General features: G+C 55.0%; 15 protein-coding genes. 8 read left to right on the top strand and 7 right to left on the bottom strand.

Annotated features, from left to right (window positions below):
- The first annotated feature begins 10 nt into the window (after nt 1-10).
- The 3 genes from lgt to RG807_RS10675 are packed head-to-tail and all read left to right on the top strand — an operon-like array spanning nt 11 to nt 2,197.
- Nucleotides 11-799: a prolipoprotein diacylglyceryl transferase gene (gene lgt / locus RG807_RS10685; RefSeq protein ID WP_309044903.1), complete on the top strand. Its 789-nt coding sequence runs from the start codon at nt 11-13 to the stop codon at nt 797-799.
- Complete coding sequence (locus tag RG807_RS10680; RefSeq protein ID WP_309044902.1) at nt 796-1,635, top strand: thymidylate synthase; 840 nt, start codon at nt 796-798, stop codon at nt 1,633-1,635. Before lgt ends, RG807_RS10680 begins: the two co-directional genes overlap by 4 nt.
- Before the next feature lie 46 nt (nt 1,636-1,681).
- On the top strand, nt 1,682-2,197 hold the full coding sequence (locus RG807_RS10675) for a dihydrofolate reductase (protein ID WP_309044901.1): 516 nt from the start codon (nt 1,682-1,684) through the stop codon (nt 2,195-2,197).
- On the opposite strand, the gene RG807_RS10670 is transcribed toward RG807_RS10675, so the two are convergent.
- Complete coding sequence (locus RG807_RS10670) at nt 2,176-3,708, bottom strand: DEAD/DEAH box helicase (protein WP_309044900.1); 1,533 nt, start codon at nt 3,706-3,708, stop codon at nt 2,176-2,178. The two genes, RG807_RS10675 and RG807_RS10670, sit on opposite strands and share 22 nt — an antisense overlap.
- 196 nt (nt 3,709-3,904) lie before the next feature.
- Here RG807_RS10670 and RG807_RS10665 point away from each other — a divergent pair, with 196 nt between their 5' ends.
- Complete coding sequence (locus tag RG807_RS10665; protein WP_309044899.1) at nt 3,905-4,693, top strand: acyl-CoA thioesterase; 789 nt, start codon at nt 3,905-3,907, stop codon at nt 4,691-4,693.
- A 7-nt stretch (nt 4,694-4,700) separates the two neighbouring features.
- On the opposite strand, the gene RG807_RS10660 is transcribed toward RG807_RS10665, so the two are convergent.
- Both RG807_RS10660 and RG807_RS10655 read right to left on the bottom strand, forming a co-directional pair.
- A complete protein-coding gene (locus RG807_RS10660) occupies nt 4,701-5,600 on the bottom strand; it encodes a haloalkane dehalogenase (RefSeq protein ID WP_309044898.1) in 900 nt (299 codons plus the stop codon).
- A 145-nt stretch (nt 5,601-5,745) separates the two neighbouring features.
- Nucleotides 5,746-6,099: a hypothetical protein gene (locus tag RG807_RS10655; protein ID WP_309044897.1), complete on the bottom strand. Its 354-nt coding sequence runs from the start codon at nt 6,097-6,099 to the stop codon at nt 5,746-5,748.
- A gap of 115 nt (nt 6,100-6,214) precedes the next feature.
- Between RG807_RS10655 and RG807_RS10650 the strand changes: the two genes are divergently transcribed.
- Together RG807_RS10650 and RG807_RS10645 are read left to right on the top strand one after the other, a co-directional pair.
- A complete protein-coding gene (locus RG807_RS10650) occupies nt 6,215-7,294 on the top strand; it encodes an AI-2E family transporter (RefSeq protein ID WP_309044896.1) in 1,080 nt (359 codons plus the stop codon).
- Nucleotides 7,295-7,417: 123 nt separating this feature from the next.
- Complete coding sequence (locus tag RG807_RS10645) at nt 7,418-7,810, top strand: peptidoglycan-binding domain-containing protein (RefSeq protein ID WP_309044945.1); 393 nt, start codon at nt 7,418-7,420, stop codon at nt 7,808-7,810.
- A gap of 82 nt (nt 7,811-7,892) precedes the next feature.
- Here RG807_RS10645 and ilvD read toward each other — a convergent pair whose 3' ends face one another.
- Entirely contained in the window at nt 7,893-9,728 is a 1,836-nt protein-coding gene (gene ilvD, locus RG807_RS10640; protein WP_309044895.1) for a dihydroxy-acid dehydratase, read from the bottom strand.
- A 163-nt stretch (nt 9,729-9,891) separates the two neighbouring features.
- Here ilvD and RG807_RS10635 point away from each other — a divergent pair, with 163 nt between their 5' ends.
- A complete protein-coding gene (locus tag RG807_RS10635; protein WP_309044894.1) occupies nt 9,892-11,145 on the top strand; it encodes an HDOD domain-containing protein in 1,254 nt (417 codons plus the stop codon).
- Nucleotides 11,142-11,720 (top strand): LON peptidase substrate-binding domain-containing protein, encoded by a 579-nt coding sequence (locus RG807_RS10630; RefSeq protein ID WP_309044893.1) that lies wholly within the window; start codon nt 11,142-11,144, stop codon nt 11,718-11,720. Before RG807_RS10635 ends, RG807_RS10630 begins: the two co-directional genes overlap by 4 nt.
- A gap of 5 nt (nt 11,721-11,725) precedes the next feature.
- Here the strand turns inward: RG807_RS10630 and RG807_RS10625 are convergent, their stop codons facing one another.
- From RG807_RS10625 to RG807_RS10615, 3 genes are read right to left on the bottom strand one after another with little or no spacing between them, the layout of a single operon-like run.
- The gene (locus tag RG807_RS10625; protein ID WP_309044892.1) at nt 11,726-13,177 is read right to left on the bottom strand and encodes a bifunctional DedA family/phosphatase PAP2 family protein; all 1,452 of its coding nucleotides are present in this window, start codon (nt 13,175-13,177) and stop codon (nt 11,726-11,728) included.
- Complete coding sequence (locus RG807_RS10620) at nt 13,174-14,172, bottom strand: GGDEF domain-containing protein (protein ID WP_309044891.1); 999 nt, start codon at nt 14,170-14,172, stop codon at nt 13,174-13,176. Before RG807_RS10620 ends, RG807_RS10625 begins: the two co-directional genes overlap by 4 nt.
- Nucleotides 14,169-15,185: a GGDEF domain-containing protein gene (locus RG807_RS10615; protein WP_309044890.1), complete on the bottom strand. Its 1,017-nt coding sequence runs from the start codon at nt 15,183-15,185 to the stop codon at nt 14,169-14,171. The genes RG807_RS10620 and RG807_RS10615 overlap by 4 nt, the downstream gene beginning before the upstream one ends.
- Between the last annotated feature and the right edge of the window lie 132 nt (nt 15,186-15,317).

Here is a 15,317-nt window from a genome sequence, read left to right as displayed (position 1 = left end):
GAGGTTATTGATGCTCCAGCATCCACAGATAGACCCGGTGGCCATTTCCCTTGGGCCGCTCAAGATACACTGGTACGGATTGACCTATCTCGTCGGCTTTGTTGCAGGCTGGTGGTTGGGCCGTCTACGCGCCCGCAAACCCGGCTCTCCGATTACCGAGGAGCAGATGGGCGACCTGCTGTTCTATCTGGCGCTCGGGGTTATCCTGGGCGGGCGCTTTGGCTACGTAATTTTCTACAATTTTGACGCCTTCCTGGCAGACCCTCTATGGCTTTTGCGAGTATGGGAAGGGGGCATGTCCTTCCACGGCGGACTGTTGGGCGTTATGTTTGCCATGTGGTGGTACGGTCGAAAAATCGGTACCGGCTTCTGGCACCTTGCCGACTTCGTTGCACCTCTGGTGCCTGTGGGCCTGGGGGCAGGGCGAATTGGCAACTTCATCAACGGTGAACTCTGGGGCAAACCAACGGATGTGCCCTGGGGCATGGTCTTCCGTCAGGCTCCGGATGCGCTCGCACGACACCCCTCCCAGCTTTACCAGTTCGCCCTGGAAGGCGTGCTGTTTTTTATCATTCTTTGGTGGTTCTCATCCAAGCCACGCCCAAGAATGGCGGTGTCAGGCCTGTTCCTGGTTTGCTACGGTATTTTCCGCTTCCTGGTTGAGTTTGTACGTCAGCCAGATGCGCAGTTGGGGTACCTGGCATTTGACTGGGTCACCATGGGGCAGGTGCTGTCCTTACCCATGCTTCTGGCCGGCCTGGCCTTGATGTTCATTGCTTACCGGAGAAACGCGGAATGAAAGCCTATCTCGACCTGATGCGCGACGTAGTGGACAACGGATTCGACAAAGGCGACCGCACCGGCGTTGGCACCCGCTCGGTTTTCGGACGCCAGATCCGCTTTAATCTCCAAGACGGCTTTCCCTTGGTCACCACCAAAAAAGTCCACCTGCGCAGCATCATCTATGAGCTACTCTGGTTCCTGAAAGGCTCCACAGACAACAATTGGCTGAAAGAGCGCAAAGTCTCCATCTGGAACGAGTGGGCACTGGAAAGCGGCGACCTCGGGCCGATTTACGGCAAGCAATGGCGAAGCTGGGAGTGCCCGGACGGCCGCGTGGTAGACCAGATCAGCGAAGTGATCGACCAGATCCGCAAAAAGCCAAACTCCCGCCGCCTGATCGTATCCGCCTGGAATCCGGCCGAGCTTCCGGATGAATCGATTGGCCCTCAGGAAAACGCCGAGAAAGGCCTGATGGCACTGGCACCCTGCCACTGCCTGTTCCAGTTCTACGTGCTCGACGGCAAGCTCTCTTGCCAGCTTTATCAGCGTAGTGCAGATCTTTTTTTGGGCGTACCCTTCAACATTGCGTCATACGCCTTGTTAACGCATATGATTGCGCAGCAGTGTGATCTGGAAGTTGGCGAGTTTGTGCATACCTTTGGCGATTGCCACCTGTATCAAAATCATCTCACCGATGACATCGTTTTCGAGCAGCTAAAGCGCGAGCCCAAAGCCCTGCCGAAGTTGGTTATCAAGCGTAAGCCAGATTCAATTTTTGACTACGAACTGGAAGACTTCGAGTTCGAAGGCTACGACCCTTACCCTGGCATCAAAGCGCCTATAGCTATTTAAGCTCGCCCGGTCCAAATGTAGGTGTACGAATTCGAGAGGAAAAGAAATGCGAAAAGCACTAATCGTCGCCATGTCCCGAAACCGCGTTATAGGCCGAAACAACAATCTGCCATGGTACCTACCGGGCGACCTGAAATACTTCAAGCAAGCCACCATGGGCAAACCCATCATTATGGGGCGCAAAACCTGGGACTCCATTGGCAGACCCCTGCCGGGCCGGATGAACGTCGTCATCTCCCGCAATCCAGATTGGGAAGCACCCGCAGGAACGGCAAGCTCGAAATCACTGAATGAAGCACTAATTAAAGCCGAAGCACAGGCAGAGCTGGACGGCGTCGATGAGGTAATGATTATCGGGGGAGGGCAAATCTATGCGGAAGCGCTACCCATGGTAGACCGCATCTATATCACTCAGGTGCACGCCGAAGTGGATGGCGATGCGTACTTCCCGGAAGTGAACTGGGATGAGTGGGAGGAAATCGGACGGGAGGATTTCTCCGCGTCCGATAACAATCCTTACGACTACAGCTTCGTTGTCTATCAGCGCTTGGCGTCAGATTGACGAGGAGGCCGCTTACCTGCCGGCTTGCCGCCTTTGCCGGGTGGCTTGCCACGGGCACCCGCGCCGCCAGGGCCGCCGCGTCCTTTGTAGCCACCTTTGGGTGGTCCTTTACGGAATTCACCCGGGCGGCCGCCACCACCTTTGCGATCACGGCGAGCAGGTGCAGAAGCAGACACTACTGGCAGGGCTTCTGGCTGTTCCAGAGGTAGCAAGCCAGGCTGCATTGCCTCCATCCAGCACGCCAAAGCGCCCGCAACCATGGCAATGTCCATCTCGTTGCGCTCAGCGATCTCATCCAGCAATGCCATAGACTTGGCGAGTTTCTTGTCCTCAGCAAAGCCCAACAGCTGGGTTTCGAATTGCTCTTCGCGCATTTTTTTCAGTTCAACCGGCGAAGGCAGCTCATAAGCCATCATAGGGGAGTTGGTCGCGCGCTCAAGAGTGCGCAGCCAGCTCCGCTCACGGGGAGTGACCAGAAGAATCGCTTTGCCTTCGCGCCCGGCGCGGCCGGTACGGCCCACTCGGTGAATGTAGGCTTCGCTGTCGTAGGGCACATCGTAATTGATAACGTGAGTGATTCTGGGTACGTCCAGACCACGAGCGGCAACGTCCGTTGCAACGATAATATCTTTCTTGCCGCGCTTCAGATCTTCAACAGTCTGCTCGCGCTGACGCTGGTTCAGATCACCGTTCAGAGGTGCTACTGCGTGCCCACGGGCACTGAGCTTCTCGGCCAGAAGAGTGGTTTCAGCCTTGGTGCGTACAAAAATAATTGCACCTTCGGTTGGCTCCACTTCCAGAATGCGGGTCAGAGCGTCGAGCTTACGTTCTGCATAAACCGGCAGAAAGTACTGGGAAATACGCTCAACGGTGCGGGTTTCGCTCTCGATTTTCACTTCTACTGCGTCGCGCAGGTAGGTTTGGGCAACCTTCTTGATCTGCGGTGGCATGGTGGCAGAGAACAATGCACGCTGACAGTCAGCTGGCGTTTTGGCCAGAATGGCTTCTACGTCATCAATGAAACCCATGCGCAGCATTTCGTCGGCTTCGTCCAGCACAAGTGCCTTCAGGTTGCCCAGGCGCAAGGTGCCTTTGCGCAGGTGGTCGAGCATACGACCCGGTGTGCCGACAATAACCTGCGCACCACGCTTGAGGCCTTTGATCTGGGGATAAAAGTCCTGACCGCCGTAAATTGGCAGTACGTGGAAATTGCGAAATTTTGTAGCGTAGGAGGTAAAAGCCTCCGCCACCTGGATGGCCAGCTCCCGGGTTGGGGCCAGAACCAGAATTTGAGGTTCAGTTATAGATGCATCAACTCTGCTTAGCAGCGGTAATGCGAAGGCGGCGGTTTTACCCGTGCCGGTCTGGGCAACGCCCAGTAGATGTTTGCCAGCGAGCAGTGCAGGAATGCACTGGGCCTGGATGGGCGTTGGGGTTTCGTAGCCAATAGCAGATACAGCTTCAAGTACGGCTGGATCAAGCCCCAGTTCGGCAAAGGACAATTCAGACATTGATTTACTCGGTATTCGGGAGGTAAAGCATTGCCGGGCAATGCATATGTGGCGATATTATAACCGCTTTTGGTCTAATTTAATACGTGAAATCTTTCATGCTGTGTAGGTAGTTGCCGGGGCACTGCCATTGCATTGTTTTCGTGTTTTGTGCAGGCTTTCATTTTGACTGGTAGGTTGCTAACAGGGAAGCGCTATGACCTTTGATGAACTGATTGCTGCTGGCCGTGCCGGCAAAGAGCTGGAGATGCCTGCAACCTGGGCCCAGGGGCGTGCAACCTTTGGTGGCTTGGTGGCTGCCCTGGTTTTTGATCGCATGGACCATGCGGTGGTAGATGGCAGGCCAATGAGGTCCATGAGCGTATCATTTGTCGGGCCGGTAGAGGCAGAAGTGCCAGCCGTTTTCGATGTTCAAATTTTACGTGAGGGGAGAGCTGTTACCCAGGTCGAGGGGAGAATTGTTCAGAACGGAGAGCCTCGGGTGGTGTGTATTGGTGCATTTGCCGGCCACCGGGAATCGATTGTGCGGCTGGAGGGTGAATCGGCTCCGGACGCGAATCCGGTAGATAAATGCCAGGAACTGCCTTTCATTGAAGGTGTGACCCCCGGGTTTATTAGACACATAGAGATGCGTTGGGCATATGGGGGCATGCCGTTCAGCGGTGTGGGTGGGCGTGAAATGGGAGGGTGGATGCGCTTCCGGAAAGAGCCTGAAGAGCTTACAGATGCTCATATAGTGGCGCTGGTTGATGCCTGGCCTCCAGCGATTCTCCAACATTTTAAATCGGCCGTACCAGCCAGTTCGCTAACCTGGGCGCTGGATATTATTCATCCCAGGCCGGCGCTGAAAGCGGACGACTGGCTTTTGTACAAGGCGACGATTGATCAGTCAGGAGACGGCTATTGCCATTGCGAAGCCCGGGTATGGACACCTCGGGGCGAGTTGCTGGCACTAAGCCGTCAAACGGTCGCCGTTTTTGGCTGATGGCAGCTCAGGCCGCCATCTCTGCCTTTAATGCGTCAATAATGATTCGCGCGAAATCTTCGGGGGAGTCTTCCTGCAAAAAGTGCCCTCCGCGCAGTGTAATGTGAGGTTGCCCCAATGCGCCAGGGATGCGACGTTGCATATAGCGGTCCCCACCCCGGGTGATGGGGTCGCCGCTGCTGAAGCAGGTTATGAAAGGCTTACGCCATTTTTCCAGAACTTTCCATGCGGCCTTGTTGGCGCTGCTTGCCGGATCGCCAGGCGATACAGGTACCAGTTTTGGAAATGCCCGCGCCCCTGCTTTGTACTCTGCTGAAGGGAAGGGGGCCTCGTAGGCTGCTAACTCGTGTTTGTTCAGGGTTCGCTCGGTGCCCAGTTGTACAATTCGGCCAACGGGAAACCAGGGGCTGTGGATAGCAAAGGCTTTCCACACGCTGAATGCTGCCGGCGCGCGGGTTTCTCCGGTTGGCAGCATGCCGTTACCTACAATAATGCGCTGGAATCGGTTTGGTAGTGCTGCAGCAAGGCGCAGGCCCAGAAGCGAACCCCAGTTTTGGCAAACCAGAGTGATATTCTGGAGATCCATAGCTTCCAGCCAGTGCGTGAGCCAAGCCAGGTGGCGTTCGTAAGTATAGTCGTCAACAGATGCTGGTTTGTCGGACTTTCCGAAACCTATCAGGTCAGGTGCCAGCACCCGGTGGCCCTCAGCCGCGACGATAGGGATCATATGGCGGTACAGATACGACCAGGATGGCTCTCCATGGAGCATAAGAACAGGCGAGGCGCCAGCTGGGCCTTCGTCAACGTAGTGCATGCGGAGGCCGGGCTCTACATCCATATAGTTGGGGGTGAACGGGTAATCCGGAAGACCTGCGAAACGGCTCTCATCGGTTCTCAGAATACGCATGCCATCGACTGTCCTGACTGATTGGTTGCGTGATCATTGCCGGCTTTGCTTATCCAGAGCCCGATCAACAATCTTCAATCACTAGGATAAATCAGTTCACAGGTTGCTGTGTTTGAGTTGCGTAACAGTGCGTTGTGGCTTTGAATCAGGAATTGTCCGGGGCCACTGCTGGGCGGCGGTTGGAGCGCTTGTCTTCCCAGCTGAGGTCTTTTGGGTCATACCAGCCGATTGCATCGAGCACTTTTTCCCGGGTTGAAGCTGATAGTGTTGGCCAGAGTTCCTGGAAATCATCCAGCCCCTGGTCCCGAAACCGCTGCTGTTTGCTTTGAAGCCGGTTGATGATGCGCGGCAATTGCAGAGCTTCGCCCAGTTGTCCTGGCACTATAACTTCCTGGCCCAGCACTTTTCTGCGATGGGTTCTGGCAGCGAGTACTCGGCGCAGTTCCGCCGCGGCGTCCAGAGCCGATTCTGTGGTAAAGGTTTCCAGATCCAACACCATAACCTGTTTAATAGTTGATCAACAACAGTCCACTATACCCTGAAGCATGCTTCAGTGGCCATGCGGTCGTGTTAGGCTATTATTCGACTGAATCTGCGAGGGATAAAACGGAATTATGTACGCAAAACTTGAGACACGAACTTTTCTTGCCATGCTGGTCGGTGTAACTCTTGCCTTCGTGTTGCTCATGAAGCCTTTTGTCGGGCCCATATTCTGGGCGATCGCCATTGCATTGATCTTTCATCCGTTTCAAATCTTTTTGGTGCGCCGGTTTGGTGACAGGCCAAATATAAATGCTTTGATAACTCTAATGGTTTGCATGCTGATCGTGGTTATACCGGTATTGTTGCTGGTGACGTCTCTGGTGAGTGAAGGGCTGGGGATCTATCAGCAAATTCAGGACGGAAATATAAAGCCTGGCGAATATATTGATCAGGTGAGTAAGTCTTTCCCGGGCATACAGACGTTCCTTGCGCAGTTTGATATCAACTTCGGCGAAATCCGGGATCGCGTGGTTAGCTTATTCGTGGGTGGTAGCCAGTTTCTCGCCAAGCAGGCTTTGGGTATTGGCCAGAACACCTTTCAATTTTTCCTCGGGTTGGCTCTGATGATGTACTTGTCGTTCTTTCTGCTGCGTGATGGAAGCAAGCTGATTGAGCTGATGATCCGCGCACTTCCTCTGGGTGATGAACGTGAGCGGTTGCTGTTTGCCAAGTTTGCTGAGGTAACGCGGGCAACCGTTAAAGGCAATCTTTTGATTGCTATTATTCAGGGCGCATTGGGCGGCATTATTTTTTGGGTTCTTGGTATTAGTGGCGCCTTGTTGTGGGGCGTGGTCATGGCCATCTTTTCACTACTTCCGGCAGTTGGCGCAGCCTTGGTATGGGTGCCTGCGGCGATTTATCTCGCTGCTGTAGGCGATATCGTTCCCGCCGTAGTGCTTACGATATTCGGTGTGGTCGTAATAGGGCTTGCGGATAATCTTTTGCGCCCGATTATGGTCGGCCGGGACACAAAATTGCCGGATTACATTGTGCTGCTCTCCACTCTGGGTGGCTTGGCCATGTTTGGTATTAATGGCTTTGTGATGGGGCCTTTGGTTGCCGCATTATTCATGGCGTTTTGGGGAATCTTTATTCGTGAGTTCAGCGAGGGGGCCCAAAAGGTCGAAACTACCGGGGACGATGTCGGTTAAGGCGACATGAGACAAAAGTATGTTAGGCTTTTACCAGTTCGCCTCAGCCTGTGGAGATTGGCACCACATAACAAGAAAGAAACGGATATCGTTGAGATATCAGGAGTAAAGCAGGTGAGTATCATGAAATACGCGACTACCCGTTTAGGCCGCTTTGTCGTTGCAGCTGGCACAACCGCAGTGCTGGGTTTCGCGCCCGCTGCGTTCGCTGATGAAACGGTTGCGCTCAAGAATGCCCTTCATGGCGCTGGGTACAATATTACCAATGTGAACCCTGGAATAGATAACAACACCCGGTCTGAGCTGTCTCGTTTCCAGAAGGAAAATGGGCTTCAGGCGAACGGTATTCTGGATGAGGCGACAAAAAAAGCGTTGGGAATGATCAGCGTTAATGTTGCCGCTAATACGACCGTAGCGGCGCCTGCGAAAGCCAAGGCAGCAGCGCCGAGCAATCCGGAGCCGGTTGAAGAAGAGGTTATTGAAGAAGAGGAAGATGGCGGCTGGTCACTGTTTTAAGACTGGCGCAACAAGCACATCAAAACGAAAAGCCCGCGCAGATAGCAAGTTCTGTGCGGGCTTTTTCGTGTAAGGCTCCAGATCAGCCGAGCTTTTCCAGATCCCTTACGGCGCCTTTATCAGCGCTGGTTGCTAGCAGTGCGTATGCTTTCAGGGCTGCGGATACAGCGCGGTCGCGGGGCTGTTCGGGTTTCCAGCCTTTGGCGTCGCGGGCTTCGCGACGGCGCTCCAGTTCCTGCTGATCCAGTTGCACATTGATGGATCGTCCTGGTATATCGATCAGGATGGTATCGCCGTCTTCGATCAGCCCTATTGCGCCACCTGCCGCAGCTTCGGGTGAGGCGTGTCCTATGGAAAGCCCGGAGGTGCCACCGGAGAAGCGGCCATCGGTGAGCAGTGCGCAGTCTTTACCGAGCCCTTTGGACTTCAGGTAGCTTGTTGGGTAAAGCATTTCCTGCATGCCGGGGCCGCCCTTGGGGCCTTCGTAGCGGATAATGACCACGTCGCCAGCCTTGACCTCGTCTTCCAGAATACCCGCCACCGCAGCGTCCTGGCTTTCGAATACTTTCGCCTTGCCTTCGAATACAAAAATGCTCTCGTCCACGCCAGCGGTTTTCACCACACAACCGTCAATAGCGATGTTGCCATAAAGAACGGCCAGGCCACCCTCGGCGCTGTAGGCGTGTTCAACGGAGCGGATGCAACCGGCTTCACGGTCGCCGTCCAGGCTGGGCCAGCGGGTGCTTTGGCTAAAGGCGGTCTGGGTAGGAATTCCGGCCGGCCCTGCTTTGTAGAACTCAACAACTTCGGGGGGAGGGGAGCGCATGATGTCCCAGGTTTCGAGGGCCTCTTTCATGGTTTTGCTGTGTACCGTTGGCAGATCGGTGTTGATCAGGCCGCCGCGCTCCAGTTCGCCAAGAATCCCCATAATGCCACCCGCACGGTGCACGTCTTCCATGTGGTATTTAGGTGAGTTGGGTGCCACTTTGCACAGCTGCGGAACCTTGCGGGAAAGCTGGTCAATCTCGTTCAGAGTAAACGGAACCCCACCTTCCTGAGCTGCTGCCAGCAAGTGCAGGATCGTGTTAGTGGATCCTCCCATGGCGATATCCATCACCATGGCGTTTTCGAATGCGGCCATGGACGCAATACTGCGAGGAAGAACGCTGGCGTCGTCCTGTTCGTAATAACGTTTGGTATTTTCCACAATCTGTCGACCGGCTTTCAGGAATAGCTGCTCGCGGTCGGCGTGGGTTGCAAGCATGGAGCCGTTGCCAGGTAGGGCCAGGCCAATGGCCTCTGCCAGGCAGTTCATGGAGTTGGCAGTGAACATGCCAGAGCAGGAGCCGCAGGTTGGGCAAGCGGAGCGCTCGTATTCTGCGACCTTTTCATCGTCGGCTGTGGGGTCGGCGGCTATCACCATTGCATCCACCAGGTCCAGCTTGTGTTCAGAAAGCTTGGTCTTGCCGGCTTCCATAGGGCCGCCAGATACGAAAATGGCGGGTATATTCAAACGCATGGCTGCCATTATCATGCCCGGGGTGATTTTGTCGCAGTTGGAGATGCACACCATTGCGTCGGCGCAGTGGGCATTCACCATGTATTCAACCGAATCGGCAATGATTTCGCGGGAGGGCAGGGAGTAAAGCATACCGTCGTGGCCCATGGCGATGCCGTCATCTACCGCGATGGTGTTGAATTCTTTGGCAACGCCACCCGCAGCCTCAATTTCGCGGCATACGAGCTGCCCCAGATCCTTGAGATGCACGTGCCCGGGCACAAACTGTGTGAAGGAGTTAACAACGGCAATAATCGGCTTGCCGAAATCATCGTCTTTCATGCCGGTGGCGCGCCAGAGCGCGCGGGCGCCGGCCATGTTACGGCCTGCGGTGGATGTCCGCGAACGATACTGAGGCATGGTGTTCTGGTCTCTCTCTGTGGGAATAGGGGGGCTGATGAAGGTGTAAAGGATACCAGATTAGACCCCAGGCGCATGGCTGTTTTGCGGCGTCATGGTTACAATCGTTAACAGATGTTATAAAGCACTATTTCCCGCTTTGAGCCAACTTAGGAGATTATCTATGGCTAGCCAGGAAAGCCTGCCGCTGCGCCGCCTGAAGGAGTTTCAGCCACTGAACCGACTAACTGATGATCAGTTGGTTGTGCTGGCCAGTCGTGCGGAGCGCAGATCTCACGGCCCTGGCCAGCGCGTGTTGGAACGTGGTGTGCGCGACGGCCTTGATTATTTTCTGGTAACGGGGAAAGTTGAGCTGGAGTCAGTAGATGGGCGCAAATCGGTTATTGAAGCTGAAACCGACCAGGCGTTGAATCCCATCGCCAGACTGCAGCCAAGAATGTACGACGTGACGGCAGTTAAAAATTGCGAGTTTCTCGTGGTGGAACAGGATGTACTCAACCAGCTATTGCGTTCGGCGCCAGTGGCACAGGTAGAGATGGATTCGGGCGAAAGCCAGGATGGCGAAAGTGAGGAACACCATCTATTGATGGAGTTTTACGCGGAGCTTCGCTCCAATCAGCTTAAATTGCCCAGTGTTCCCGATGTGGCCTGGAAAGTGCGGCGCCTGGTAGACCGGGATGACTCCACAGCCGACGAAGTGGCCACCGCAGTGTCTGCCGATCCGGCCATGGCGGCCAAGCTGGTGCGGGCCTGTAACAGCCCACTTTATCGGGGCTTCAGTGATGTGCGCAACGTGCGCGAGACTGTGGTGCGTTTGGGAATGCGAACAACCCGGCAGTTAGTGACGGTGTTTTCCATGCGGGAAGTGTTCAAAAGCCGGCACCCATCATTGCAAAAGGAAATGGAGAAGCTCTGGCGCCATTCCCGAGAGGTGGCAGCGCTTTGCTGGGTGTTGGCCGATCATGCAACTCGTTTGAACCCGGAAGAGGCACTGCTGGCGGGCTTGCTGCACGACATAGGTGTGGTGCCCGTTCTGGTGCAGGCGGAACATCACGTGAACCTGTTTGCTGACGATACCAACCTGAAGAATGCCATCAGCGAACTGCGGGCTGACGTGGGTACCGCAGTGTTGGGAAGCTGGTCGTTTCCGCCGGCCTTTGTCGAAGCTGTGCGTCATGCGGAAGACTGGGGGTACGAAAGCCGTGAGGCCGAGCCGCAACTGGTTGATGTGGTTATTGTTGCGCAGCTACACGCCATGATCGGATCAAGCCAGAACGAAGGTTTGCCTGCGTTCGATGACGTGCCGGCCTATCGCAGGTTGGGCAACCTTGAGCTGAATGCATCCCGCAGCCTTGAGCTTCTCACCGAAGCGCGAGCTCGAGTTGAAGAAGTGCAACAGCTGCTGTCGATTCGATGAAGGTACCTGTCTTCCCACTCAATTCCGTTGTTTTGCCTGGCGGCAGGATTCCCTTGCAGCTGTTCGAGCCGCGCTACATCGATATGCTGAGCCGTTGCATGAAAGAGGATCAAGGGTTTGTTATCAGTTTGCTGCGCAACGGCAATGAAGCCGGCCGCACGGCATCCTTCTATGAAACAGGCACCTATGTGCGCATTGTCGATTTCAAAAAGTTAGACAACGGGTTGCTGGGAATCACCGTTGAAGGCGATTCAAAGGTGACCATCACGGATTCCCGGCAACAGGATGATGGGCTGAATCTGGGTGAGGTGGAGTTTTTGCCGGCTGAACCCGGTACGGGCATTCCCACTGCATTTCATGAGTTGCCATCCGTGCTGCGCGCCCTGTTTCGACACCCCGTGATCGATGAGCTCGGCATGAGTGTTGATTATGAGGATGCCCGCGATGTCAGCTGGCGATTGACGGAGCTGCTGCCTTTGGACAAACAGGATAAGCAGCAGCTTTTGGAAATGCAGGATCCATTGGCGCGCCTTGCTCGACTGCAGGAGTTACTGGATGCTCTTGACGAGGGCTGAAAGCGTCAAAGGGCCGGCGCGTAATGCTGTATGGCTCCAGACCACATGAACCATATGTAGCCCCCGCAAAACAACAGCCAGGCTAGTGCTGCCCCTACGCTTAATACATCCAGAGAAATAGGCACCCGGTCAAACCGGCTGAAGCTGGCCCTTGTTGCGCCAGTGATCGCCAACCCGAGTAACAGTCCCCCTACAATATCGCTGAACCAGTGTACGCCCAAGTAAAGCCGGCTGATGGCGACAGGGATCAACGGTAGTGAAAACAGTATGTAGGTTTGCCAGCGCTTCCGGGTGTGCGTTTCTGCCGCTATGAAGCTGGCTAACATAGTGAAAAGCACTGTGATGCCTGTCGTGTGGCCGCTGGGAAAAGAGCCTGATGATGGCGGATTTACAACCTGGTCCGGACGCACTGAGCCAATGGCGTATTTAAGGCCCCATACCAGAAAAATTGTCAGAATTGCGGCTGAGAAAACATGCACAGACGCTGCATAGTGGCCCCTGAACGCCAATGCAGAGCACGCGAGGACGGCGGCAGCGATAAGAACAGGAGGGTCACCAAGCAGTGTGGCGGCAATGACCGGCGCATCCAGCAGTGGTTGGCGAAAATCACTAAACCAGTGCATCACCAGCTGATCGAACGGCGTGATCACGTCGGTCATCGTTGCGAGCTGGCCCCAGAGAATGAACAGGGCAAGAGCACCAAAAGCAAGCATAAGTGAAGCAAGGGGAAACTCGCTCTCTTTTGCTGGGCGTTCGTTGGAATAGAGGCGCCAAAAACGATGCGTTGTTTCATACTGTGCCATCTTTCGCTGAAGCCACAAGTAGAGGCGGCTATTATCGCCAAGGCCCAGTTGAAAGCGGAAGATAACCAGATAGATGATTGCCAGTGTTGCCAAGCTGATGCCGGTAACCAAATACACATGCGCTGGTGGCTGAAGTTCGCTGGCCAGTGCGCCGCCCACCAGAAAACCCGGCAAAATATAGGCCGGTGCCCAACCAATGGCTGAGCCAATGTTGAAGGCCAGAAAACGGCGCCAAGGCATCAGCAGAGCGCCCGCAACCAGGGGGATTATAGGGCGCAACGGCCCTACAAAACGCCCGATAATAACGCTCTTTCCGCCATGTAGAAGGAAGAAAGTCTCTGCTTTTCTGATGTGTTCCGGGTAATGGTTTAATGGCCATACACTTGCCAGACGTCCCTGAAACAGCCTGCCAATTGCAAAACTTACGGTGTCGCCGCTGACTGCGCCCAGCCAAGCCCAAACCAATACGGTCATAAGGGGCATGTCTATCTGAGCAGCCATAACCGAAAGGGTGAACAGGAAGGCAACGCCGGGCACAAGAATGCCGGCAATCGCCAGGGATTCAATAAATGCGGTGCTGAATAAAGCCAGAGATACCCAGCCGGGGTTGGCGCTAAGCCACGCAGTCAGATCTGAAAGCCAGGCGCTGCTCATGTGCGGAGCGTCTCTCCCGGGCTGAACCAGGCCGTATCAGCTCCGCGCTTGCGCGCTTCAAGCATGGCTTGATGGGCACGATTTCGGAGGGTGTCGGTGCGGGTATCGCTGCTCCCACGGGTCGTGCAGCCGAGACTCACTGTAGCCGTACCCGTTACCGGCCATTCGCTTTCGGAAATTGTGCGCCGGATGCGTTCTGCAATGACGCGTACACCTTCTTCAGGCGTGAAAGGCAAGATCAGGAAAAATTCGGAATCATTCAGTGTATACAGAGTGTCGCCAGCACGGATTACACCAAAAAGATGTTGGGTCATGTTGTAAAACAGCGCTTGCATGCCTGGCTCGCCATAGAGTTTAGAGGCCTCGTCGGCGTAATCAATGGTCAGGTTTATCACTGAGAGGTTGTGACCGGTGGCAATGGCCCGGCTGATTTCTTTCTGCAGGGTTTCGTCAAGGAAACGGGCATTGTGAGCGCCGGTAACTGGGTCAGTAATGGCAAGATCTTCTGCAGATTGCGCCATGTGGTCATACTGCCATATATAAAGTGCAGCAACCGTCAGGATGATGAATAAGCCACTGACAGCAGTAATCGCATCGGCTGCCGGCTGCTTTATAAACAGCAGAATCGACATTGGGATAAGCAGTAGCAGAGAAAGCATCAGGGCGTGGCGAAGGGGCAGTATGAGCAGATTGAGCAGCAGCAACGGCATTGCCCAGTGGGTAATGCTGGTGCTGCCGATTGTAAACATCGCTGCCAGGAGGCCGCTGTTCAGGCTTGCGAGAATAATCAGGTGGCCTGGTGCCGAGAGTTGGCGCCGGCGACTCACGAGTGTGTAGGCCATGCCGCCAAGGGTCAGGGCGGCCATGCCAGCGGCAAGGTAGAATAGCTCGTAGAAGCCGTATCGAAGATTTTGCAGAGCCAGGGTGAATATAAACAGGGTGGCAATGCCATAGCCAATGCTGTGAGTCCAGGTTCTCAGCCGGGTTTCGGTCATGGTACAGATCCCTCCGCACGAGGCTGGGTTGGGGGTGTAGTCGGTGACCGTGTGCTATATGCCTGAGTCCGGTTGCCTCCTTGTTGCTGTGCTCTGCGTAGAGCGTTAGCGGCGCTCTGCTGGAGACTGTCGGCGTTGTCCCCAATGTTCAGCCCGGCGATGCCAGTACTGACGGTCAGATTCATACCGTGGGTTTCCAGCAGTGTTCCCAGCCCTTTGCGGATTGATTCCGCCCTGAGAGTAGCCTCCTGAGTGGCTATGCCCGGCAATATCACCAGAAACTGCAGGTCTGCGGCCCGGTAGTAGGTATCAAAATCCCGCAGTTGAGAGTGCAGAAAGCGGCCAATTCTTGGGAGAATTGAACGGATGTCTTCGTCAGGATCGTTGTCGCTGGCATGGGCGTCAAGGCCGATCATAATGACCGACATGTCTGTACCCTCGCGCTCGCTGCGCTGAATTTCTTTGTGCAGATCGGCAGAAAGATATTCCCGGCTGGCGGCTTGAGTTAGTTCATCTGTGCGCCTCAGGGGTGCTAGCTGGCGGGTTTTATACTCGCGCAAAAATATGAACACGGCAGAAAGCAGTACCGTTAGCAGGAGGGCGCTGATCATCTGATGTCGGTCAGCTATGCCTTCTGCCCAATGGGCTGCGGTCACGGCAAGAGCTACTATTACAATGGTTGTGGGAGCTGCGATGCCGCGGGGTATCAGGGCAAATACAACCAGCGGGAGTCCGTAGAGCCAGTGACTGAGTGCCCAGGGGCCTGTCCAGAAGCTGCTCATCAGCAGGAGGATAAGCGCTACAAAAAACAGCCTTTGAACCATTGGCCATGGAGTGGTGCCTCGGCTGGGATGAAAGCTACGCCCGCAGATAATAACGCCCGCCGCAGCTGCGGCGCTTGCCGCGGTAAGCGGCTCGCCCAATAAGGCGCACAAAACAGCAATTGCCACAAAAACGGCGAGGCTGGCGCGTGATAACCGGTTCAGCAAAAACTTATCGGCCGTCTGGGCCATGGTATTCGTCCTTTTTCGGGGTTCCCGTTGTACCGCAACGGTATAATATCTGTTTGGGGTGCGTACTTGAAACGGGAAAGGTAAAGTTAACCTCTATTTACTGAATTCTGGCAAAAATACATAAGGTAAAGG

Origin of the sequence: Marinobacter sediminicola, from assembly GCF_031157525.1 — a bacterium.
Taxonomy (GTDB): domain Bacteria; phylum Pseudomonadota; class Gammaproteobacteria; order Pseudomonadales; family Oleiphilaceae; genus Marinobacter; species Marinobacter sediminicola.
This window is presented reverse-complemented; position numbering and strand designations above follow the sequence as displayed.

Coding starts and splice junctions, on each gene's coding strand:
- RG807_RS10635 (WP_309044894.1), top strand. CDS start 9,892: ATGGCTAGCCAGGAAAGCCTGCCGCTGCGCCGCCTGAAGGAGTTTCAG.
- ilvD (WP_309044895.1), bottom strand. CDS start 9,728: ATGCCTCAGTATCGTTCGCGGACATCCACCGCAGGCCGTAACATGGCC.
- RG807_RS10615 (WP_309044890.1), bottom strand. CDS start 15,185: ATGGCCCAGACGGCCGATAAGTTTTTGCTGAACCGGTTATCACGCGCC.
- lgt (WP_309044903.1), top strand. CDS start 11: ATGCTCCAGCATCCACAGATAGACCCGGTGGCCATTTCCCTTGGGCCG.
- RG807_RS10660 (WP_309044898.1), bottom strand. CDS start 5,600: ATGCGTATTCTGAGAACCGATGAGAGCCGTTTCGCAGGTCTTCCGGAT.
- RG807_RS10630 (WP_309044893.1), top strand. CDS start 11,142: ATGAAGGTACCTGTCTTCCCACTCAATTCCGTTGTTTTGCCTGGCGGC.
- RG807_RS10675 (WP_309044901.1), top strand. CDS start 1,682: ATGCGAAAAGCACTAATCGTCGCCATGTCCCGAAACCGCGTTATAGGC.
- RG807_RS10680 (WP_309044902.1), top strand. CDS start 796: ATGAAAGCCTATCTCGACCTGATGCGCGACGTAGTGGACAACGGATTC.
- RG807_RS10670 (WP_309044900.1), bottom strand. CDS start 3,708: ATGTCTGAATTGTCCTTTGCCGAACTGGGGCTTGATCCAGCCGTACTT.
- RG807_RS10655 (WP_309044897.1), bottom strand. CDS start 6,099: ATGGTGTTGGATCTGGAAACCTTTACCACAGAATCGGCTCTGGACGCC.
- RG807_RS10665 (WP_309044899.1), top strand. CDS start 3,905: ATGACCTTTGATGAACTGATTGCTGCTGGCCGTGCCGGCAAAGAGCTG.
- RG807_RS10650 (WP_309044896.1), top strand. CDS start 6,215: ATGTACGCAAAACTTGAGACACGAACTTTTCTTGCCATGCTGGTCGGT.
- RG807_RS10625 (WP_309044892.1), bottom strand. CDS start 13,177: ATGAGCAGCGCCTGGCTTTCAGATCTGACTGCGTGGCTTAGCGCCAAC.
- RG807_RS10645 (WP_309044945.1), top strand. CDS start 7,418: ATGAAATACGCGACTACCCGTTTAGGCCGCTTTGTCGTTGCAGCTGGC.
- RG807_RS10620 (WP_309044891.1), bottom strand. CDS start 14,172: ATGACCGAAACCCGGCTGAGAACCTGGACTCACAGCATTGGCTATGGC.